This window comes from Ruegeria sp. CK2, assembly GCF_056536585.1.
In genome coordinates this window covers 390,646-412,029 of sequence record NZ_JBQFPW010000001.1, presented here as the reverse complement: position 1 = coordinate 412,029, position 21,384 = coordinate 390,646, and the positions used below count along the sequence as shown (strand labels likewise).

General features: G+C 57.0%; 21 protein-coding genes and 1 tRNA gene. 9 read left to right on the top strand and 13 right to left on the bottom strand.

Annotation, left to right across the window (positions count from 1 at the left end):
* Window positions 1–99 precede the first annotated feature (99 nt).
* The 3 genes from ACR0BU_RS01970 to ACR0BU_RS01960 all read left to right on the top strand — a co-directional run bounded on the left by ACR0BU_RS01970 (window position 100) and on the right by ACR0BU_RS01960 (window position 3,357).
* Window positions 100–1,659, top strand: a complete 1,560-nt coding sequence (locus tag ACR0BU_RS01970; RefSeq protein ID WP_299885400.1) for a trimethylamine methyltransferase family protein — start codon at window positions 100–102, stop codon at window positions 1,657–1,659.
* A gap of 121 nt (window positions 1,660–1,780) precedes the next feature.
* On the top strand, window positions 1,781–2,368 hold the full coding sequence (locus tag ACR0BU_RS01965) for a heme NO-binding domain-containing protein (RefSeq protein WP_480735024.1): 588 nt from the start codon (window positions 1,781–1,783) through the stop codon (window positions 2,366–2,368).
* Window positions 2,365–3,357 (top strand): diguanylate cyclase domain-containing protein, encoded by a 993-nt coding sequence (locus tag ACR0BU_RS01960; protein WP_480735025.1) that lies wholly within the window; start codon window positions 2,365–2,367, stop codon window positions 3,355–3,357. Before ACR0BU_RS01965 ends, ACR0BU_RS01960 begins: the two co-directional genes overlap by 4 nt.
* 43 nt (window positions 3,358–3,400) lie before the next feature.
* Here ACR0BU_RS01960 and ACR0BU_RS01955 read toward each other — a convergent pair whose 3' ends face one another.
* From ACR0BU_RS01955 to ACR0BU_RS01920, 8 genes are all read right to left on the bottom strand, one after another.
* Window positions 3,401–4,099, bottom strand: coding sequence for a CbiX/SirB N-terminal domain-containing protein (locus ACR0BU_RS01955; protein WP_480735026.1), 699 nt, complete (start codon window positions 4,097–4,099; stop codon window positions 3,401–3,403).
* Between the two features lie 72 nt (window positions 4,100–4,171).
* Window positions 4,172–5,104 (bottom strand): AEC family transporter, encoded by a 933-nt coding sequence (locus tag ACR0BU_RS01950; protein WP_298932916.1) that lies wholly within the window; start codon window positions 5,102–5,104, stop codon window positions 4,172–4,174.
* A gap of 57 nt (window positions 5,105–5,161) precedes the next feature.
* Window positions 5,162–5,959: an MBL fold metallo-hydrolase gene (locus ACR0BU_RS01945; protein WP_298932914.1), complete on the bottom strand. Its 798-nt coding sequence runs from the start codon at window positions 5,957–5,959 to the stop codon at window positions 5,162–5,164.
* Window positions 5,956–6,762: a TatD family hydrolase gene (locus tag ACR0BU_RS01940; RefSeq protein ID WP_480735028.1), complete on the bottom strand. Its 807-nt coding sequence runs from the start codon at window positions 6,760–6,762 to the stop codon at window positions 5,956–5,958. Before ACR0BU_RS01940 ends, ACR0BU_RS01945 begins: the two co-directional genes overlap by 4 nt.
* A complete protein-coding gene (locus ACR0BU_RS01935) occupies window positions 6,759–7,880 on the bottom strand; it encodes a DNA polymerase III subunit delta' (protein ID WP_480735030.1) in 1,122 nt (373 codons plus the stop codon). Before ACR0BU_RS01935 ends, ACR0BU_RS01940 begins: the two co-directional genes overlap by 4 nt.
* 3 nt (window positions 7,881–7,883) lie before the next feature.
* Window positions 7,884–8,510 (bottom strand): dTMP kinase, encoded by a 627-nt coding sequence (tmk, locus tag ACR0BU_RS01930; RefSeq protein ID WP_480735031.1) that lies wholly within the window; start codon window positions 8,508–8,510, stop codon window positions 7,884–7,886.
* Entirely contained in the window at window positions 8,507–9,673 is a 1,167-nt protein-coding gene (locus ACR0BU_RS01925) for a D-alanyl-D-alanine carboxypeptidase family protein (protein WP_298932906.1), read from the bottom strand. The genes tmk and ACR0BU_RS01925 overlap by 4 nt, the downstream gene beginning before the upstream one ends.
* Window positions 9,674–9,688: 15 nt before the next feature.
* Entirely contained in the window at window positions 9,689–10,804 is a 1,116-nt protein-coding gene (locus tag ACR0BU_RS01920; RefSeq protein WP_480735033.1) for an SPOR domain-containing protein, read from the bottom strand.
* A gap of 202 nt (window positions 10,805–11,006) precedes the next feature.
* Here ACR0BU_RS01920 and ACR0BU_RS01915 point away from each other — a divergent pair.
* Window positions 11,007–11,096 (top strand) — tRNA-Ser (locus tag ACR0BU_RS01915).
* Between the two features lie 295 nt (window positions 11,097–11,391).
* Here the strand turns inward: ACR0BU_RS01915 and urtE are convergent.
* From urtE to urtA, 5 genes are read right to left on the bottom strand one after another with little or no spacing between them, the layout of a single operon-like run.
* Window positions 11,392–12,090, bottom strand: coding sequence for an urea ABC transporter ATP-binding subunit UrtE (gene urtE, locus ACR0BU_RS01910; RefSeq protein WP_480735034.1), 699 nt, complete (start codon window positions 12,088–12,090; stop codon window positions 11,392–11,394).
* Between the two features lie 3 nt (window positions 12,091–12,093).
* On the bottom strand, window positions 12,094–12,834 hold the full coding sequence (gene urtD, locus ACR0BU_RS01905; protein WP_480735036.1) for an urea ABC transporter ATP-binding protein UrtD: 741 nt from the start codon (window positions 12,832–12,834) through the stop codon (window positions 12,094–12,096).
* Complete coding sequence (urtC, locus tag ACR0BU_RS01900) at window positions 12,831–14,060, bottom strand: urea ABC transporter permease subunit UrtC (RefSeq protein ID WP_480735037.1); 1,230 nt, start codon at window positions 14,058–14,060, stop codon at window positions 12,831–12,833. Before urtC ends, urtD begins: the two co-directional genes overlap by 4 nt.
* A gap of 3 nt (window positions 14,061–14,063) precedes the next feature.
* Window positions 14,064–16,016 carry an urea ABC transporter permease subunit UrtB gene (urtB, locus tag ACR0BU_RS01895; protein ID WP_480735039.1) on the bottom strand — a complete coding sequence of 651 codons (1,953 nt, stop codon included), beginning with the start codon at window positions 16,014–16,016 and terminating at the stop codon, window positions 14,064–14,066.
* 60 nt (window positions 16,017–16,076) lie between these two features.
* Window positions 16,077–17,357, bottom strand: a complete 1,281-nt coding sequence (gene urtA, locus ACR0BU_RS01890) for an urea ABC transporter substrate-binding protein (RefSeq protein ID WP_480735040.1) — start codon at window positions 17,355–17,357, stop codon at window positions 16,077–16,079.
* A gap of 346 nt (window positions 17,358–17,703) precedes the next feature.
* Here urtA and ACR0BU_RS01885 point away from each other — a divergent pair, with 346 nt between their 5' ends.
* Genes ACR0BU_RS01885 through ureC form a run of 5 tightly spaced genes read left to right on the top strand, consistent with a single transcriptional unit; the run spans window position 17,704 to window position 21,115 of the window.
* Window positions 17,704–18,570, top strand: a complete 867-nt coding sequence (locus tag ACR0BU_RS01885) for an urease accessory protein UreD (protein ID WP_480735042.1) — start codon at window positions 17,704–17,706, stop codon at window positions 18,568–18,570.
* A 1-nt stretch (window position 18,571) separates the two neighbouring features.
* A complete protein-coding gene (locus tag ACR0BU_RS01880) occupies window positions 18,572–18,874 on the top strand; it encodes an urease subunit gamma (protein WP_298932890.1) in 303 nt (100 codons plus the stop codon).
* A gap of 17 nt (window positions 18,875–18,891) precedes the next feature.
* Window positions 18,892–19,053: a hypothetical protein gene (locus tag ACR0BU_RS01875; RefSeq protein ID WP_480735044.1), complete on the top strand. Its 162-nt coding sequence runs from the start codon at window positions 18,892–18,894 to the stop codon at window positions 19,051–19,053.
* Window positions 19,050–19,355 carry an urease subunit beta gene (locus ACR0BU_RS01870; RefSeq protein WP_480735800.1) on the top strand — a complete coding sequence of 102 codons (306 nt, stop codon included), beginning with the start codon at window positions 19,050–19,052 and terminating at the stop codon, window positions 19,353–19,355. The genes ACR0BU_RS01875 and ACR0BU_RS01870 overlap by 4 nt, the downstream gene beginning before the upstream one ends.
* A complete protein-coding gene (ureC, locus tag ACR0BU_RS01865) occupies window positions 19,355–21,115 on the top strand; it encodes an urease subunit alpha (protein WP_480735046.1) in 1,761 nt (586 codons plus the stop codon). The genes ACR0BU_RS01870 and ureC overlap by 1 nt, the downstream gene beginning before the upstream one ends.
* Window positions 21,116–21,384 lie beyond the last annotated feature (269 nt).

Here is a 21,384-nt window from a genome sequence, read left to right as displayed (position 1 = left end):
CAATCGGATCGTAAAAACCGACACACTCTGTCGCAGACAGAGCGGCTTGATGCCCGTCTTCGGGGCTTGCTTGGACAAAAGCAAACGCAGGAGGCGACGATGGCCGACACGAAAACACGCAAACGTCGGGGCGGTGGACGCGCAGGGGCGGCTGCTCGCCGAGGCAGCGCGGCCATTGATCAAATGCCATGGAACCCACCGATCAACACGGATCAACCGACCGAGCCTTTGGATCAGGACGGGATTGAGGCGATCCATGACGGGGCGATGCGTATCCTCGAAGAAATCGGCATCGAGTTCTACAATGAAGAGGCCATCGGTATCCTGCGAGAAGCGGGCTGTACCATAGAAGGCGATAACGTCCGCATGGGGCGTGATTTTGTGATGGAAATGGTGGCGAAGGCGCCAAGCCAGTTTTCGATCACGCCAAGAAATCCGAGTCGAAAGATCGAGATTGGCGGTAAAAACCTGCTGTTTGGAAACGTTTCGTCGCCGCCGAACTATTGGGACATGGAAATTGGAACCAAGGTTCCCGGCAATCGTGAGATGTGCCGGAATCTGTTGAAACTGACGCAGTATTTTAACTGTATCCATTTTGCGGGTGGGTATCCGGTCGAACCGGTGGATATACATGCAAGTGTTCGCCACCTTGATGTGCTGTATGACAAGCTGACCCTGACGGACAAAGCGATGCATGCATACTCGCTAGGGAAAGAACGCGTTGAAGATGTCATGGAGATGGTGCGCATCGCAGGCGGTCACAGCCATGAAGAGTTTGAGGCGACACCTCGGATGTACACCAACATCAACTCGACCTCACCGCTGAAACACGACCATCCGATGATTGACGGCTGCCTGCGTTTGGCGCGCCGTGGGCAGGCCATAGTCGTGACTCCGTTTACATTGGCCGGTGCTATGGCGCCGGTTACAATGGCGGGTGCGGTTGCTCAGTCGTTGGCCGAAGCGTTATGCGCGATTGCGTTGTTCCAATATGTACGCCCCGGCATTCCTTGCGTGATTGGGACCTTCACGTCGAATGTGGATATGAAATCTGGCGCACCCGCTTTTGGCACACCCGAATACATGCGCTCTACCCAGATGACGGGGCAGATGGCGCGGTATTATGGGTTGCCTATGCGATCCTCTGGTGTTTGCGCGGCGAATGTACCGGATGGGCAGTCAGTGTGGGAAACTTCAAATTCGCTTTGGGCTGCGGTGCAGTCGGGCACGAATATGGTTTATCACGCCGCAGGCTGGCTCGAAGGCGGGCTGATCGCAAGCCCCGAAAAGTTTATCATGGATTGCGAAATCCTTCAGCAAATTCAGCGCTATATGGATCCCGCACTGACGGCAACGGGGCCTGATGAAATTGCGTTGGATGCCATTCGTTCGGTCGGAAATGATGGCCATTTCTTTGGGATCCAGCACACGCAGGACCGCTACACCACAGCCTTTTACCAACCCTTCCTTAGCGATTGGAAAAACTACGAAGGATGGGACGTTGCCGGTGGTATCTGGACCGCCGAACGCGCGCATCACATGTTCAAAGAGATTATCTCAAGCTTTGAACCGCCTGCCATTGATGATGGGATACGAGACGAGCTTGCCGATTTCGTCGCGCGCCGAAAAGCAGAAGGCGGTGCTCCTACGGATTTCTAGTGACTACTGGACTGGTGTCGCTCTGATACTCGGTTGCATTCGCGGTATCTTGGAGGTGATTTTGGCTGTTTGTTAAGGTTTGTCGGACCAAAATTGAGAAGCAATTAATCTGAGGCATCTCATGCATGGTCTGATCAATCGGGCGATTCAGTCTTTTGTACGCGCAACCTATGGTCGGTCGTGCTGGCTGCGCGTTACCGAGGCTGCGGAGCTGGGTTTTGTAGAGTTCGAGGCAATGCTCGTCTACGATGATGATGTCTCCATTCGTGTTATGGACGTGTTGAGCGCAGAAATTGGCCGCCCGAAAGCGGAAATTCTGGAGGATGTCGGCACCTATCTTGTGTCTCACCCAAACATGGAGGGGCTGCGCCGTTTGCTGCGGTTTGGCGGCGGAACCTATGTGGAGTTTCTGCATTCCCTCGACGATTTGTCTGATCGTGTCAGATTGGCTGTCTCCGACCTCGCCCTGCCAGCGCTCGAACTGAGAGAACTATCCACGACAGGGTACCAGCTGCTCTGCGATCCGGGTTTGCCAGGTTACTCGAGCGTCATGGTTGGCGTGTTGCGCGCAATGGCTGACGACTATGGTGCGCTGGTTATACTGTCGCATGACGGGCAGCACGAAACCGCTGAGGTGATCACGGTAACGCTGGTAGAGAGTGCTTTTTCCGAAGGTCGCCACTTTGATTTGGGCGCGCGTGCGGAATGATGAACACCCAAGACCTGGCGAGGCTTCTGGAAACCTTGTGCCCGATGTTCCTGCTGATAGACGAGAAGGGGGACATTCGGCAGGCAGGACCAACCCTACAAAAATTGCGCCCCAATATCCCGTTAGTGGGTTCCAGCTTTCTGGATATCTTCGAGCTGATCCGTCCCCGAACGGTCACAACGATTCCTGCGCTCATGTCGATGGCTGGTGCAAAGCTGCACCTTAAGTTCCATGATGAACCGCGCACTGCCCTAAAAGGATTGGCCGCCCCTTTGCAGCATGGCGAAGGGGCTGTCATCAACCTGTCCTTTGGTATCTCGATCTTGGATGCCGTACGCGATTATGCTCTGACAAGCGCGGACTTCTCGGGCACTGATTTGGCAATCGAACTTCTGTATCTTGTCGAGGCCAAGTCTGCAGCGATGGAGGCCTCACGGTCTCTGAACCTCAGGCTTCAGGGGGCCATGCTCGCCGCCGAGGAAAAGGCCTATACGGACACGTTGACAGGATTGAAAAACCGGCGGGCAATGGACCATATGCTTGGCCACCTGACTTTTTCCAATTCCAATTTTGCCCTGATGCATCTGGATCTTGATTTCTTCAAATCCGTGAATGACAGGCTGGGCCATGCGGCAGGCGATTTTGTCCTGCAGCAAGCGGCGCGTATCATGGTCGAAGAAACGCGTTGCGATGACACAGTGGCGAGGGTCGGAGGCGATGAGTTTGTCATTATTTTCAAAGGCCTGATACGTGAAGAAACGCTCGCGTCGATTGCTGAACGACTTATCCTCAGGTTGAATGAACCGATGACGTTCCAGCAGCAGACTTGCCACGTATCTGCAAGCATTGGGACCGCCTTATCAACACAGTTTAGGGCACCAGAAGCGGAAGAACTTCTTCATGCTGCCGATCTTGCCCTTTATCAGGCCAAACGAGACGGGCGATCCTGCCATCGCCTTTATTCGACCTTGTCAAAGGCCCAGCAGTAGCTTTGCTTGATGCATCAACAGAAGGGCGTTTGCGCCGCAAGGTCTAAGCTGATTGATGCGCAAGACTTAATTTCTTTGCGATTTGCAGCTGGATTGGCGGTAGTTCTCCGACCACTGGTAAAACGACCCCCTTAAACTCCGCCCGGCCCAGCTCTTCCGGAACGTCCTCCAAAACATGCCCGCCGGTGCATGCAAAGAATGGAAGACACAGGGCCTGTACGCCTAATCCGCTAGCAGCTGTGGCGATGGGTGGGGCTTCTTCAACAAACCCAACTCGGATTGAGTTGAAAGAAACCAATTGTCCTAGTTTCGATGCGAATTCTGCCGCAACGGCGGACGGGTTGCGGCTGCGACCGGAGCCATGCGCAGCGACAACCAGATCGGTTGAGGCGGCCTCCCATCGCTTGTCAGATAGTGTGGTGTGCAGCGCGCGCGCAGTAAGTTTGGGTAGTTCAGGATCGATGCCCAGCGGATCTAGAATGCGCAAGTTCCGGTCTCCGACGCGTTTCGGCAATGCGCTGGTCACGAACCAGCCTTTCGCCATGAAAAGCGGATAGATCACGGTATCTTCGGGTAGGCTGTCCATCCGACGCTCGAACGTGCCTGGCGCAGCTAAGGTAGCGGAATGAACGGATACATCTGTTGTCAAAGCGTCAACCTTGGCAGCAAAATCTGCAAGCGCCGCCTCGGCGGGCTCGGGGTCAGAGGGCTGACCATGGGCGACGATGATGGCATGCGGCATGCGAAGGCTCCTGTCCAATTGTGCGATAGATGTACCGCCGCCACAAATTGTCAATCCGTGCGTCGCGTGGGCTTAGCCCAAGAGGGTCAACCAAAGCCAGACGCTTAGAATTGATGCAGCCGTCCCAATCAGTACGGACGAGGCTGCGACACGTTTGGCGCGGCCATACATATTGGCAAAGATGTATGCGTTGAACCCTGGCGCCATTGCTGCGTTCAAGACACCTGATCGAAACAAATCCTGCGGCAGCCCAGTGGATTTTCCGAACATCCAAACCAGGCTAGGATGCAACATCAAAGAGATTGCACACACATAGGCGATGGTACGCAGATCACCTTCGGGTTTGTACTTGACCAGCACACCCCCCAGCGCAAACAAAGCGCCGGGCAGGGCGGCGCGGGTTACCAAGCCAAGGGCTTCGTCAACAACGGCCGGAATGGCAAAACCTGACAGATTGACTAGAAACCCCAACGCGATCCCAAGGATCAGTGCATTTTTAAACATCGCGGACAATACGGACCGTGCCATACGCACCCCGCCATGTCCCCGGTTGCGCACCACTTCCATGACGGTGATTCCAACGCCGTAGCAAAACGGGGAATGGAACGCGATGATCGCATAGTTGCCTGTGAGGTTCTCGGGGCCATACGCACGTTCGGTGATTGGTAGACCTAACAAGACTGAGTTTGAGAACAAGCAGCAGAACCCAATGGCAACGCAGTCTTCCCAGTCACGACCAAAGATGATGCGTGCGCCAAACAGGCCAGCCATAAAACAAAGCGCGGCAGCGGAATAGAAGCTGGCCAGTAGCCGTGGATCGAAACTGGCGCTCAGGTCGAGATGCGCGATTGCCAAAAACAGCAGGCAAGGGATGGCGAAGCCCTGGGTGAATTTCATCAACCCATCGACGTGAACTTCGTTGAAGTACCCCGAGCGGGTTGCTGCATAACCAGCACCGATAACCAGAAACACCGGAAGGATGACGTCGATCAGACTCTGGAGCATTTCACCTCCATTGGCGGTGCCACAGACGGTGATATCCGCGGTGTTCCGGGCAGAGCCTTACAGCGCCTGATGGATCACCATACCGTCATAGGCGGGGGTGATATGATCGGGAGTTTCCGCCTCGACGGTCGCGAAATCGAGATCGATATGCATATTGGTCAAAACTGCGCGTTTGGGCTCCAGTTTTGCAATCCAACCAAGCGTCTTTTCCAGATGTGTATGCGTCGGATGTGGTGAGCGGCGGAGGGCATCGATGACAAGGCAGTCCAAGCCCTCAAGCTCCGGCCATGCATCGTCATAGATTTCCGCCACATCTGGCAGATACACAAGTTTCCCCATCCGAAATCCTAACGAGTCGATCGAGCCGTGGTTTACTTTGAATGGGCGAAACAGGATCGGTCCGCCAGGGCCATCGATTTCAAACGGGCCATCAATGGTTTTTAGGTCCAGAATAGGCGGGTAAGGCGAGCCTTCGGGCTGAATAAACGCGTATCCGAAGCGTCCCAACAAGGCATTTTGTGTATCCCCATCGGCCCAGACTGGGACGCGGGATTTCATGTTGAACACGATCATGCGCAAATCATCGATTCCATGGACGTGATCGGCGTGCGAGTGCGTATAGACCACGCCGTCCAATCGACCGGTCCCCGAATCCAAGAGTTGACCGCGCATATCCGGTGTGGTGTCGATCAGGACCGAGGTTGTCCCCTCTGGACCGTCACGTTCAACCAGCATTGAGCATCGCCGACGAATGTTCCTGGGGTTTGCAGGATCACAATCACCCCAATGTCCGCCCAAACGGGGGACGCCGCCGGATGACCCGCAGCCCAGGATGGTGCATCTCAGCTGGGTCATGCAGCCGCCTTGAACGCGGCGACCTTAGTAAAAAGCCGATCGAAATTCGCCTGTGTCTGGGCCGCGAAGGCAGGGTAATCCATTTCGAAAATCTCTGCCCCTTTTTGCGCCGTATGCGCAGTATAGGCTGGTTCATTGCGTTTCCCGCGATAGGGCGGCGGGGCCAGATAAGGCGCGTCAGTTTCGACCAGAATCCGATCTACAGGGGCGCTGGCAAAAATATCGCGCAATTCCTGGCTTTTGGGGAAAGCCGCGATGCCGGACATGGACAGATAAAAACCCAAATCCAGCGCTGCCCTGGCAAGCTCTGCAGAAGAGGAAAAGCAGTGCATCACGCAGCTGTAGGGCGCATTGCGGAACTCTTCGGACAAAATGCGGGCCATATCGTCATCTGCTGCGCGGGCGTGGATAATCAGAGGCAGGCCCGTGCGTTGCGCTGCCTCGATGTGAACGCGCAATGATTGCTTTTGCACTACGGCGCTCTCAGCTGTGTAGTGATAATCTAACCCGCTTTCGCCGATGCCAACGAATTTTGGATGCTGTGCCAGTGCCACCAATTCATCGGCGGTCGCCAGTGGTTCCTCGGCGGCGCTCATCGGGTGGGTGCCGGCAGCGTAAAACACCGGCGCGTAGGTTTCAGCAATGGCACGAACGGTTGGTTCATTTCGAAGCCGCGTGCAGATTGTCACCATCCGGGTCACACCAGCCCGCGCGGCGCGGGTGACAATCTCATCCAGTTGCCCGTCGAAATCCGGGAAATCCAGATGGCAATGGCTGTCCGTGATTTGGGGGGTATCGCTCATCTGTTCTGACCGGCGGCTTCCTGTATCTTGAACACCGTATCTAGGACCAAAGCCGCAGGGTCAAGGTTCACCGCCTGACCGTGTCGACCGCGCGCTGTCACAACGGCAGCAACCTCGGCCCAACGGCGTGCTTGATGCGGTGAAGCAGACAAGCGCGTCAGAATTTCAGCCTCGTTCGGTGCAGCTTCGGGTGAGGGCGCCGCGCCGGTTGCCCCTGTCAAAGCCAGTCGCGCCAAAGCGACGTCGATCAACGTCAACAAAAGCTCAAACCGTTCTGCCGCCCCACGCTGGGCTGCCGCCGTAGCCAGTGCGAGCGCGCGCTGTCTGTCAATGCGGGGCAGGGTGCCCAGAATGGCGATCAATTCGGCATACGTTTCGAGCCCGCCAAGATTGATCAGGCGTACGGCGTCCCCGACTGATCCTGCCGCCAAGGCCGCCAGATGATCTGGTTGCGCGGGGACATCTGCCCCTGTTTGCGCAAGGGCGGCTTGCATGTCCTCTGGCCCAAGCGGGGACAGGCGTAGAGTGCGGCACCGCGACCGGATGGTCGGCAGCAGGCGCGAGGGTTGATGAGATACCAGCAACAGTGTGGTGCGCGCCGGCGGTTCTTCGAGCATCTTCAAAAGCGCATTGGCCGCACTGACGTTCATTTCATCGGCCGCATCGACGATCACAACCCGGCGCCCGCCATCGGCGGATGACAAGCCAAAGAACCGCCCGAGCTTGCGGACGTCATCCACAACAATTTCAGCTCTCAGGCGGCCCTGATCGTTCAACGAACGGGTAATCGCCGCCAGTCCGGGCTCTGCGCCCGCCAACATGCGATGGCAAACCGGATGATCGGGGTCGATATCCAGCGTCTCAGGCGGTGGCGGCGCGCCAAACAACCCGCCGTCATCCGTCGGAGCTGTGGCGAGAAGAAACCTCGCGATGCGCCACGCAAGTGTTGCCTTGCCCAAGCCGCGCGGGCCGGTCAGTAGCCAGCCGTGGTGCAGCCGATCCGAATTGTAGGCGGCCAAAAAGGCTTGCTCGGCCGCGTCCTGTCCGAAGATGCGGGGTGTTTCGCGCGGGTGTGGGGCGCCGGGCGCTTGATCTGGGGTTGGGGTGTCGTCGCTCATCTTCTATCGCAAAGCTGCTGTAACGATCTTTGTCACATCGCGGGCGACACTGTCCATGTCCCGATTCCCATCCACGATACGGAACCTGTCAGAAAACTCCTCTGCCAGCGCCAGAAAACCAGCGCGCATCTTACGTTGCAAAACGGGGCCAAAATCTTCGAACCGTTCTTCGGTGCCTTGCCGACCTTTGGCGCGGGACAGGCCAGTGTCAGGGTCCATGTCGATCAAAACCGTCATGTGTGGCTCGCGCTTGATCATCAGGCTGTGTAACTGGTCCACCAAGCCGCGCAAGTCGCCACGAGACAGGCCCTGATACATGCGAGTACTGTCTGCAAAGCGGTCACAGATCACGACTTTGCCTGCAGTCAATGCAGGCTCGATCGTGCGTTCAAGATGGTCACGACGGGCGGCGGTGAACAGCAGGATTTCCGTTTCTGCTGACCATCTGTCGGGATCACCCTCCAGCACGAGGCTGCGAATTTCTTCGGCTCCGGCAGATCCGCCGGGCTCGCGGGTCAATATCACGTCGCGGCCAGTTTCGCGCAGATGCTCGGCAAGCATCCTTGCCTGCGTTGACTTTCCTGATCCATCAATGCCTTCAAAGGTCAGAAACAACCCGCGCTGCGTCACATCGACTCCAGCGGTTTGTTGATAACATCCTTCAGAACAATGCCCCCAACGGTCAGCATGCGCACAAGGAAACCACCGATTGCCACGTCCTCGGCCGCGACAAGGGGGCGGCGGATTTCGGGCAAGCCCTCGGGTTTGATCACGAGCTCGGCCAGTTGCTGACCTTTTGAAACTGGGGCGTTGATGGGCCCCTCATAGACCACCTCGGCTTCGACGTTCTGCGTGCCCAGAACCGGGAACAGAACCGTCAAGTCGCCTTCGGGCACTAGGCTAACTGTCTTCTTTTCGCCCATCCACAGCCTTGCTTCCGCTATTGGCGCTTCCGCGTCGGCAACTGTCCTCTCGACAAAATTTCGAAACGACCAGTTAACCACGGCCTCAGCCTCCTCTGCGCGCTGGCCGGTGCTGTCGATGCCGGTCAGTACGAAGATCACGCGACGGTCGCCTTGTTTAGCCGAGCCGACGAGGCCGTACCCCGCTTCTTGCGTATGTCCGGTCTTTAAGCCGTCTGCGCCGATATCGAGACGCAGCAAGGGATTGCGGTTTCGTGCGTTGGACGGGGCTCTTCCATCGAACTCAAAGACCTCTTCGGCAAACAACGGGTAGTATTCCGGAAAATCGGTGATCAAAGCATTGGCCAAGACGGCAAGATCGTGCACGGACATCATATGCCCTGCCGCGGGCCAGCCGTTTGAATTGGCAAAATTCGAATTGTTCATACCCATTTGCTTGGCACGCTGGGTCATGTAGCGCGCAAAACCAGCCTCAGTCCCGTCAGGGCTGAGCGCTTCTGCGATAACGACGCAGGCATCATTGCCTGACAAGACGATGATCCCGCGCAGCAGATCTTCGACACTGACCCTGTCTTGAGTGTTCAAAAACATCGTTGAGCCGCCATAGCTCATTGCGTGTTCAGACACTGGCAGCGTCTCGCTCAACGTCAGACGCCCATCCCGCAAGGCCTCGAACGCAACGTAGAGCGTCATGAGCTTGGACATTGATGCAGGCGGCAAAGGCTGATCGGCCTCTTTCGACAGCAGAACCGTGCCTGTTGTCTGGTCAATCACATAGGCCGCACGGGCCGAGGTATCGAACGCATGGGCCGGCAAGGCCAAAATGGCCAACCCGAGCGTCAAAACGGATGTTCGCAATGAGGATAGCACGCTAAGCCTCCTGTTTCAGTTGGACACGGTGAAAGCGTCGTTAAAGCCAAGAGACTTAACACTGCTCTGAATGGCTTTGCGCTCTGTACGGGTGGTGGCAGGTCCGACCAGAACCCGCCAGACCGTCTTGTCTTCAGTCTTTAGCTCGCGCACCTCAGCAGACAAACCGCCTTTGCGGATCTTTTCAGCTGCGCTGTTTGCATTGGTCTCTACGCCAAAAGTACCAACCTGCACATATGGTTTCGTAAGCGTTGATCCGGTTGCTTTAGCGGCTGCCGCCGGGGTCGGTTCGGCGGCATCGATTGCAGCCGCCGCACCCTCGATCGGATCAAGGGGCGTTTCAGTGATTTCGTTTGGTTGCTTCTTTTGCCACCACTTCCGCTTGGCAGGTTGTTCGGCTGGTGCTGCGACCGGTGCATCCGACAGCCCTGGCGATGTCGCGGCCTCGGTGGCCGCTTCAGTTGCCGCCTCGGTGGTCTCATCCGTTGCGGCAACGACTGCACCGGCAGACGCGGCAACCGCAGGCTCTTTCTTTTGCCACCACTTCCGCTTGGCAGGCTTTTCCGGCGTCGCGTCCTGACCGGCGTCCTCTGCTGACACGGTTTCCGCCGATGCCTCAGGTTCTTCGGTGGCATTGTCGGCTTCCGGCGCTTTTTCGGCCGGGGGCGGGGTTTCTTCAACGGCCTCACGACGTAGAGCAACAACGTTCACTTTGGTTGGAGCGCCGGCCAGCATTCCCAGCTTTTCAGCTGCGGCAGATGATACTTGAAGTGCAGGGCCGGGCAAGTTGCGCTCGCGGCGGAACAAAGCACCTGTTGTTGTCTTGTTGTTGGACGTGTTCTTGATAACAACGCGTTCGGGCTGGGTGACATCGGGATGTGCAACCCAGATTCCCCCCAGGGACGGTCTGCCATCCCACAGTCCGGCTTCGGTGACCTCAAAGACATCAGGGGCTTCAACATCACGCTGGGAACCGCTTGATACCTCCGGCAAAAGCTCAATCTTTCCCGCGTTTTCTTCTGGTTTCTCCGCTGATCCCAGAGTTTCCTCACATCCAGATAGTACTGCAAAAGTCAAAGCCAGATACGCCAGCCTCTTCGGCCCTGCGCGTGTCTCGGTCGCTCGCTTCATCTTTTCATCCCTTGCCTGATGGGACCTCGTTTTCCGAGCCCCGCCGCCGGTCGGCTGGTTCTGCGTGCCAGCCTGCTACGGTCTTTCGCCCGGATCATAACGCGGGTGATGTGTCATGGAAAGACTGCTGCACGTGCTTCGGCAAGATTTCCCGATTTCGACTTGCCTCTGAATTAAGTTCGCCTTAGACCCTGCCTCACGCGGGGAGGTGGCAGAGTGGTCGAATGCGGCGGTCTTGAAAACCGTTGAACGTGAGAGCGTTCCCAGGGTTCGAATCCCTGTCTCCCCGCCACCAAAGCCCGTCTTACTTCAATTGTGGTTTCTGCCTCGGACGTGCGCCGCAATTCCCGCTGGTTGCTTTGCCGTTCCAGGGCAAAGACCGTTCACGTCGCACTCCACAAGTGTAATTCGAGCCAAAGTCGCAGTGCCTTGTTTTGGCGGGTTTGCTTCGAGGAGTTTTCCCTGATAACCGGCAATTTACAGGGAAAGATCGGAAATAGCTCAAAGTTATTGAGTATGGAGCGTGAGTAGTTGATGATTTTCAACCACTTGGACGCGGCCTGCCTCGAAACCAAAGTCTACGATTGTTACTTGACTGTTACGGCCTGCAATACCTGATCGCGCATTAGATCCCCCTTTGCTCCTTTGATCATGACTTCTCCGCGTCGCAGCACGACAAGCCTGTCAGCAAGGTCATAGGCAAAATCGAAATACTGCTCCACCAAGACAATTGCCATCCCCCTGGTAGTTCTGAGGTGCCGAATGGCTTCACCAATTTGCTGGATTATGTTCGGTTGAATACCTTCAGTGGGCTCGTCCAGAAGCAATAGTCTAGGTTTTGTTATCAAAGCGCGCGCAATCGCCAATTGTTGTTGCTGACCACCTGAAAGGTCGCCTCCGCGCCGGTTCTGCATTTGTTTGAGCACCGGGAACAGATCGAAAATCTCGTCCGGAATGAAGTGTTCGCTGCTGGGAAGGCAAGAGAACCCCGCTTCAAGGTTTTCACGAACGGTGAGCAATTGGAAAATCTCGCGACCCTGGGGGACATAGGCCACACCTTTCCAAGCCATACGATGGGCGGGCAAGATCGGCAGTGGATCTCCGTCTAGCTCCACTTCACCACCCGAGCGCGGATGCGTGCCCGAGATTGCCTTAAGCAGGCTGGTTTTCCCAACGCCATTGGCCCCCATCACGCAGGTCACTTCGCCTTGCATGGCCTCCATTGAGATGCCGTTAAGGATTCGGGAGTGCCCGTAGTGCAAAGTCAGATCTGTTAGTTTCAGCATCGTCTAGCGCCCCAGATACACATCAATAACGTCCTGATTCGATGTCACGTGATCAAGGCTGCCTTCTGCCAGAACCGACCCCTCGTGCAGCACAGTGACCTTGCAGTTCAGGCGGCGGACGAACTCCATGTCATGTTCAACAACGACCACCGCACGGGTCTTGGCGGCCTGCACCAGGAGCTCGGTCGTGTGTTCTCGTTCGTGCGGGGTCATCCCAGCGGCGGGTTCGTCCACCAGCAACAGGCGCGGTTCCTGTGCCAGTAGCATCCCGATTTCCAGCCATTGCTTTTGTCCGTGGCTCAGCTCGCCTGACTTGCGGGGCAGTTCGTCTTTTAGGCCGATCTCAAAAGCCAGCTGTTCGACCCCGCCCAAATCCGTAGGCGAGGGGCGATAAAACAAAACGCCAAAACACCCACGCTTGTTCTTCAAGGCCATCAGCAGGTTTTCCTGAACGGTCTGATCCTCGAACACCGTGGGTTTCTGGAACTTCCGCCCGATCCCCATCTGCGCGATCTTGGCCTCGCTCATACTCAGCAGGGATACGGATTTTTCGCCCCAGATGACCCGGCCCTCGTCGGGTCGGGTTTTGCCAGTGACAATATCCATGAACGTTGTTTTGCCTGCACCGTTTGGTCCGATCACGGCGCGCAGTTCGGCATTGCCGATCTGGAACGACAGGTTGTTGATGGCGCGAAACCCGTCAAAGGTGACCGAGACGCCGCTGACTTCTAACAAAGTGCTCACTCGGTGGCCTCCTTTTCGCGAAGAGCCCCGTCATCCGGGCCAAGGTTAGCGCCATGACGATCCAACGGGCGACGATTGGCCAGCAGATCGAACAGCCCACCGATACCTTGCGGGGCGAACAGCGTGACCAGAACGAAGGACACTCCCAGCAGAACCTGCCACCAATCGACCCATTTGATCGTGTAAACGCCCAAAGGGATATTCGGAGCCTGACCACCGGTGAACCACGTGCTTAGCAAGCTGACAAACGCCGCGCCGATGACCGCGCCATACAGACGGCGGCGTCCGCCAATGGCAACCCAAACAGCCAAATAGATCGAGGCGATCGGGGCCATTTCTTCGGGGTTGATGATGCCTGCCTGCGGGTAATATAGCGCACCCGCGATGGCTGCGATGCACGCGGTTAGGGTAAAAACGGCGAGTTTATAGGCTTCGACTGAATAGCCAAGGAAGCGCACACGGGCTTCGTTGTCGCGGATACCGCGCATAACTGAACCGAACTTGCCAGAGACAACCCATGCGGCCAGCATGTATCCAAGACCGAGCGCCAGCGCAGACGCCCAGAGGAACCAGATCGACACCACGTCCTGCGAAGCGGTGACGCCGGGCAAGTTCTGCAAGCCCGACAGCCCGTTGTTTCCGCGCAATCCGCTGTCATTCTGGAACAGATACAACGCCAGAGCCAGCGTCATCGCTTGGGTTAGGATCGACAGGTATACGCCGGTGACCCGGCTACGGAACGCCAACCAACCAAAAACCAGCGCCAACAGACCTGGAACCAGCACCACCAGAGCCAGTTGCAAAAACAGGCTGTCTGAGAACGCCCAGATCAGCGGGAATTCAGATGATCCAACGACACCGAAAATCTGGTTGCCGATGGCATCTGCGATCTCGGTTGGGGTGGGCGGGATTTCGGTTTGCGATAGGGACTCGACGACGATGAGGCGTGTGCGCTCATACATCAGCCACATACCGATCATATAGCCGCCTAACCCGAAGAACGCGAAGTGGCCCAGTGAGAGGATGCCGGTGAAACCCCAGACCAAATCCATCGCCACTGCGATCAGACACAGGCACAGGGTCTTGCCTAGCGTCTTGACGAAACTGGTCGAGATCACGCCGATCCCGAACCCTTCCGACAGGACGGTCACACCCAAAGTGAACAGTGACAGGATGGCCAAAAAGACCAGCACCGATGGGTTCTTGGCAACAAAACTACCTTCCATATCTCAATCCCCCGCTGCGCGGCCTTTCAGGGCGACGATGCCCCTCGGCCGGAACTGGATGAAAATGATGATGAAAACGATCATGTAGGTTTGCGCCGCGAGGGTGTTCGACGGGTTCATCCACTCGATCCCTTTCTGCAGGAAGCCGATCATCCCGGCGCCTGCCAGTGCCCCCCAGATGTTGCCGACACCGCCAACGACCACGGTCATGAAGCTTTGGACGATGTAATCGCTGCCCAAATCCGAGGTCACTTTAGCGAACAGGCCAATCGCAACGCCGGCAATCCCGGCGATGCCCGAGCCCAGCCCGAAAGTCAGCATGTTCACCCGGCCCGGATTGATCCCGATCGACGCGGCCATACGCGGGTTTTGCGTCACAGCGCGCATCTCAAGCCCAAGCCGCGTACGTTTCATAATGTAGAGGAACAGACCCAGAAAGATCAGCGCCAGAACGAAGATCGCGATGCGGATATAGCTAATCGAGACTACATCGTTCAACACCCATGCCCCGTCCAGCCAACCGGGCGCAGTCAGTGGTCGAGCCTGCGTGCCAAAGATATTCTTGCCAAGCTGCTGCAGGGCAATTGAGATGCCGAAGGTGGCCAACAGCGTTTCCAGCGGGCGGGCATAGAGCCAGCGGATCACCAATCGCTCCATTGCGACCCCCATGGCAAATGTCACGGCAAAGGCCATGGGGATGGCGACAATGATAGAGAGCGTATGATCGGGGATGAATTGCTGAACGACGTAGCCAGTATAGGCACCCATCATGATGAATTCGCCATGGGCCATGTTGATCACACCCATCACGCCGAAAGTGATAGCCAAGCCAATGGCGGCCAGGAAGTAGATCGACGCCAGCGAGATCGCATCCAGCATCAGGTCGAGCGACTGATTCAGACCAACCTTAAGTTCGATCCGTTCCAGCGCCTTTTCGGCGGCGGCGGTCACTTCTGGAGAGGCTTCGGTATAGGTTTCAAAGAACACATGCGCATCAAGTGCCGCGTCGATATCGGCCTCAGTTACCAAAGCAGGGACGATTCCGGCTTCGGCCAGAGTGACGTACGCCCGCGCGCGCGCGGTGGTAGTGTTCAGTTGCGCGACCGGGACGCCACCCACGCGGCCACCGTCGATATACCCAGCCAAAGCTGTGCGGATGTTGTCCGGAGACACAGGCGGCGCTGCCAGATCGCTGGCGACCAACAGGTCATACGCTTCGTCCCGCGACAATGAGTCTGATCCGGGTTCCAGAATGACGGCGACATTAACATTCAACGGAAGGTCCGCAGCAGCCTTTCGTGAGGTAACGACCAACGGGTTCAACGCTGCGCGAACGTCGACGCTCAAATCGTCCGACATGTCTTCAATTGCAGCCACGCGGGCCGCCGTGTCTGTGTCATACCCAATAGTCAGCAGCCGTTCGAGCCGCTGCTTCCGCGCCCTCAAATCCGCATCGGCTTCGTCTTCGATCGAGGCGCGCAGAGGTTCGAGCAGAGCGCTTTCGGGGTCACGTTGAATGGATTGCAGAGCGGCCAGGCGCTTCTTTCGATCCGGGTCGGTCAGTTGGAACTGTACCAGAGCAGTCCCGATCATAGCACGTACGCCGCTGTTGGGTTTCAATTGTTTTATATCGGATTTCTTAATGGTACCGACGACCTTGCCCGTGTCGAAATCAGTTAGCACATAGGACTGCCCCTCGGCCTGTTCAGCAGAAAAGAACAGCCCGTCGGACTTACGCATCCACATATCCTTGGCGCCCCAAGTCTCGAGCATCACTTGTGCCTGCGGCAACCCGCTGGCCGCGATTGCGTCAATGGCGGGCTTGATGGTCTTGCGCGAGCTTTTGGCGATGGTTTCCTGATGCTCTTGCAGGATCGGCTGCAGACCACCCTCTTGAGCGTTGGCGGTCAGGCAGGCGCACAGGATTGCGAGGCCCGCAAGGAAAAGTCGTAACATGTGGTGAAACCCGAGTATCTTGAGGCAAGGCGGGCGATCGCGCCCGCCTTGCAGGATCGTTTAGTAGTTCGACAGGGTCTGAACGCAGGTCTCGGTCTCGGTGTTGTACATCCCACAACCCAGATCTTTCCAATCCGATACCAGAACCGCCGATTCCGGCAGGAAGTCGGTCCAGGCGTCGCCTGGAACAACGTCCGTTTCGCTGATGATGTCGAACTGGCCGTCTTCCTGAATCTCACCGATCAATACCGGCTTGGCCAGGTGGTGGTTCGGCAGCATCACGGCGGTCCCGCCCGTTAGGTTCGGGAATTCTTGCCCGTACATGGCGGTGCGTACTGCGTCGACATCGGTCGAGCCGGCCGTGGTCGCGGCGTTCACCCACATGTTGAAGCCAATATAGTGTGCTTCCATCGGGTCATTGGTCACGCGCTCATCGCCCATGGCGGCTTTCCAAGTTTCGATGAATTCAGCATTGGCATCGGTGTCCGCCGACTGGAAGTAGTTCCAGGCCGCCAGATGGCCGACAAGGTTCGTGGTGTCGAGGCCCGACAGCTCTTCCTCACCGACCGAGAAAGCCACGACGGGGATGTCATCCGCCGACACACCGGCCGCTGCTAGTTCTTTGTAAAAGCCGATATTTGCATCGCCGTTGATGGTCGAGATCACGCCAACCTTCTTGCCGTCGGCGCCGAGTGCGACGACGTCAGACACGATCTTGGACCAATCGGAATGGCCGAAGGGCGTGTAATTGACGAATATGTCCTCATCCGAAATACCCTTTTGCTTCAGATAGCTTTCAAGGATGTTGTTGGTGGTGCGGGGATAGACGTAGTCGGTTCCCAGCAGTGCGAATTTCTCTACTCCCAGTTCGTCCAGAAAATAGTCGGTGGCCGGGATGGCTTGCTGGTTCGGTGCGGCCCCAGTGTAGAAAACGTTTTTCGAAGACTCTTCGCCCTCGTACTGAACCGGATAGAACAGTAGGCCGTTCAGTTCTTCGATCACCGGCAGAACTGATTTGCGGCTGACAGAGGTCCAATTGCCGAAGATCACATCCACCTCATGTACGGTCAGCAGCTCACGCGCTTTCTCTGCAAAGAGGGGCCAGTCCGAGGCAGGATCGACCACAACGGCCTCAAGCTGCTTGCCCAACATGCCACCCTTGGCGTTTTGCTGGTCGATCAGCATCATCATGGTGTCTTTCAGCGTGGTTTCCGAGATTGCCATCGTGCCTGACAGCGAATGCAGCACTCCAACCTTGATCGTGTCTTCGGCCGATAGCGCGATGGTGGCCATGGTCGCAAATACAACCGATCCGGCGAGCGTGGATTTGAGAGATTTCATGTAATCCTCCTGGCGGGTTCACAGCAAGAGGACTTGCACAACTGTGCTGTCTTCTTCTACCTGATCCCCGCAACTGTTGTTGCGTTCCGTGTGGCGGTTGTGTCCGATGTCCAATTCGCGCAGCCGTCACACACCCCGGGAGTTTTCCCCCCTGTGGGCACCCATACGGTTTCTGCATCGCAGCAAAGTAAGCAACCAGCCTGAGCTGCATTTCGGGAAAACGGCAGTATCTGCTTAATTTTTAATCTACCGCGCAGGCTCGTGGTTAAAAATTGATCGCACGAGTTGGTTTTTGCCTACATTATGTCCTGCGCAATAGCGTTCCGGGGCGCCAGCGGAGAAACAAGTGGCACGAATTAGGTTCCGCGGGTGCCCCATTACTCAATTTGCCTCCATATTGCCTCAGCAAGGTGCGAACCCGCCGCGTGCGAAGGGTGTCGTCAACCTGAGCACAAAAAAACTGGGCGAAAACTCGGTTTTGGACACGCTTCTCCAGTCGGGGTCTTCTAAGTGCCTGTTTCCCCGCGCATCGGCACAGGGGCTTGATGCAGTTCTGCTTAACACAGCCGGAGGCGTAACTGGCGGTGACTCATTCCGCTCCACCGCCAACGCTGCTGAGGGCACTACGCTGACCCTGACAACGCAGGCTTGCGAGCGCGCCTACAAAGCGCAGCCGGGGCCATACGCACAGATATCCAACCACCTGACTGTCAGCTCGGGTGCGCGATTGAACTGGCTGCCTCAAGAGACCATTCTGTTCAACGGCAGCGCGTTGGACCGTCGACTGCAGATCGAGATGGATCCGGATGCGACCATGCTATTGGTCGAGCCATTGGTTTTTGGCCGCGCGGCCATGGGAGAGACATTGACCGACATCCGTCTTCGTGACCGGATCGAGATATTGCGCGATGGAGCGCCTGCTTTCCTGGACGCTATGCGGTTCTCCGGTGATCTGCAGGCGCATCTTTGCAGACCGCATATTGCTAACGGTGCAGGCGCGATGGCGCTGGTAGTCTTTGCCTCGGCTACGGCCGAGGGCCAGTTGGCCCCCGTTCGACATCTGTTGCCAGAAACTGCAGGGGCGAGCCTGATCCAAAACGATATGCTGGTAGTCCGAATGCTGGCGAAAACCAGCTTCGCGCTTCGCCGCGCGTTGATGCCGGTTTTGCGAAGACTGAACAACGACACCCTCCCAAGATGCTGGATGCTCTGACATGAACCTGACACCCCGAGAAAAAGACAAACTGATGGTGGCGATGGCCGCCGAAGTCGCCCGAAAGCGTTTGGTGCGCGGCGTCAAGCTGAACCACCCCGAGGCTATAGCGCTGATAACTGACGCGGTGGTCGAAGGTGCGCGTGACGGGCGTTCGGTTGCTGACCTGATGCAGGCCGGGGCCCAGGTCATCACCCGTAGCCACTGCATGGAAGGCGTGCCCGAGATGATTCACGAGGTTCAGGTCGAAGCCACTTTTCGGGATGGGACCAAGCTGGTCACCGTCCACAACCCCATTCGCTAAACATAGAGGAAAATCCCATGCACCGCATGCTGTTCCCCGCTCTTGTTTTGTCCGGTCCGGCCATGGCCCATACGGATACTCATCTTCACGCCCATGGCGCAGACTATGCCACGTTGGGCGTCGGTCTGGCCTTGCTTGCCGTTGTTGCGATCACGCTGTTATGGATGCTGCCGAAATGATCCCCGGCGAGCTTTTCCCGGCCGAAGGTGAAATCACACTGAATTCCGGTTTGACGGCGATTACATTGATGGTCGCAAACACCGGAGATCGCCCCGTCCAGGTTGGCTCGCACTATCATTTTGCCGAGACCAATCCTGCGCTCGATTTTGATCGCAAAGAAGCGCATGGCCTGCGGTTAGACATCGCGCCTGGCACTGCGGTTCGGTTCGAACCCGGTCAAGCCCGCGAAGTTTCACTGATCCCCATCGGCGGGGCACGAAAAGTCTTTGGGTTCAATCAAAAGGTCATGGGGTCGCTCTGATGCCGACGCAAATCAAACGCGCGGATTATGCCGCCATGTTCGGCCCCACCATCGGAGACAAGCTGCGACTCGCGGATACTGATCTGGTGATCGAAGTTGAACGTGACCTGACGGCCGAGCGTGTGGGGGGCGCCGCAACCGGCGGAACCGGCGATAATGCATTGCTCTATGGCGAAGAGGTCAAGTTCGGCGGCGGAAAGGTGATCCGCGACGGAATGGGTCAGTCTCAGGTCACACGCGCCGACGGGGCAGTGGATACGGTCATCACCAACGCGGTAATTGTAGATCACTCAGGCATCTACAAGGCGGATGTGGGTCTGAAAGACGGGCGCATCGCTAAAATCGGTAAGGCCGGAAATCCCGATACGCAGCCGGGTGTAGACATCATCATTGGGCCAGGCACCGAAATCATCGCGGGCGAAGGGCGTATCCTGACCGCCGGTGGCTTCGACAGTCATATTCACTTCATCTGCCCTCAACAGATTGAGGACGCGCTGCATTCCGGCCTAACCACCATGCTTGGCGGTGGCACCGGCCCGGCCCATGGAACATTGGCGACAACCTGCACCCCTGGCCCTTGGCATATCGGGCGAATGTTGCAGGCGGCTGATGCCTTTCCGATGAACCTGGCTTTTGCAGGCAAAGGCAATGCTTCCCTGCCTGCTGCGTTAGAGGAACAGGTCAAAGCCGGGGCCTGCGCCCTGAAACTGCACGAAGACTGGGGAACGACACCCGCTGCCATCGATTGCTGCCTATCCGTGGCGGATGCGATGGACGTGCAGGTGATGATTCACACTGACACTTTGAACGAGTCCGGGTTCGTGGAAAACACCGTTGCCGCCATGAAGGGCCGTACGATCCACGCCTTCCACACCGAAGGCGCGGGCGGAGGACACGCCCCTGACATCATCAAGATCTGCGGCGAAAACCACGTTCTACCCTCGTCCACCAACCCGACACGGCCTTTCACAGTGAACACGTTGGAAGAGCATCTGGATATGCTGATGGTCTGCCATCATCTCGACAAATCCATCCCCGAAGACGTGGCCTTTGCTGAAAGTCGCATTCGGCGCGAGACCATCGCGGCCGAAGACATCCTGCATGACATGGGTGCGTTCAGCATCATCGCCTCGGACAGTCAGGCGATGGGTCGCGTCGGCGAGGTCCTGATCCGGACGTGGCAAACCGCCGACAAGATGAAGAAACAGCGGGGTCGCCTAGCTGAGGAAACCGGCCAGAACGACAACCTACGCGTCCGGCGCTATATCTCCAAATACACGATCAACCCGGCCATCGCACATGGTCTCAGCCATCAAATCGGCAGCATAGAAGAAGGCAAACGTGCCGATTTGGTCCTTTGGAACCCTGCTTTCTTTGGTGTGAAGCCCGAGATGGTTCTGCTGGGCGGCACCATTGCCTGCGCGCAGATGGGGGACCCCAATGCCTCAATCCCCACACCACAGCCGGTTTATAGCCGACCGATGTTTGGCGCCTACGGCCGCTCGGTCGAAAATTCGGCGATAACATTCGTCTCTGCGGCCGCCCAAGCAGACGGGATCGGAGATACACTAGGGCTAGCTAAACAAACTGTGGCCGTGCAGAACACCCGCAACATCGGCAAGCGTGACCTGCTGCTGAACGATGCAACGCCCAATATCGAGGTTGACCCAGAAACCTACGAGGTCCGCGCAGATGGTGAATTGCTGACCTGCCAACCGGCCGAGGTTCTGCCGATGGCGCAGCGATACTTTATGTTTTGACCAAGATTTTGCTGCGTTGCTGCGCAAGCAACCGAACCATTAGCAAACACGCACTACTCAGCGAGGCAGAAATGACAAAAATTAGAGCCCATGGGAGGATCAACGTTTACGAAGGTCCAACTGGCACATTCTACAACACGCACACGCTTTTCGCTGCCCAGTCTGATTACGTCAATCTACCCAGATCTGAGCAGCGTGACCGAAGCTCAATCGCGTGTTCTGCAAGCCGACTTCCTGTAATCGCTCAGCGACGAAGAGCTGAAAAAAAG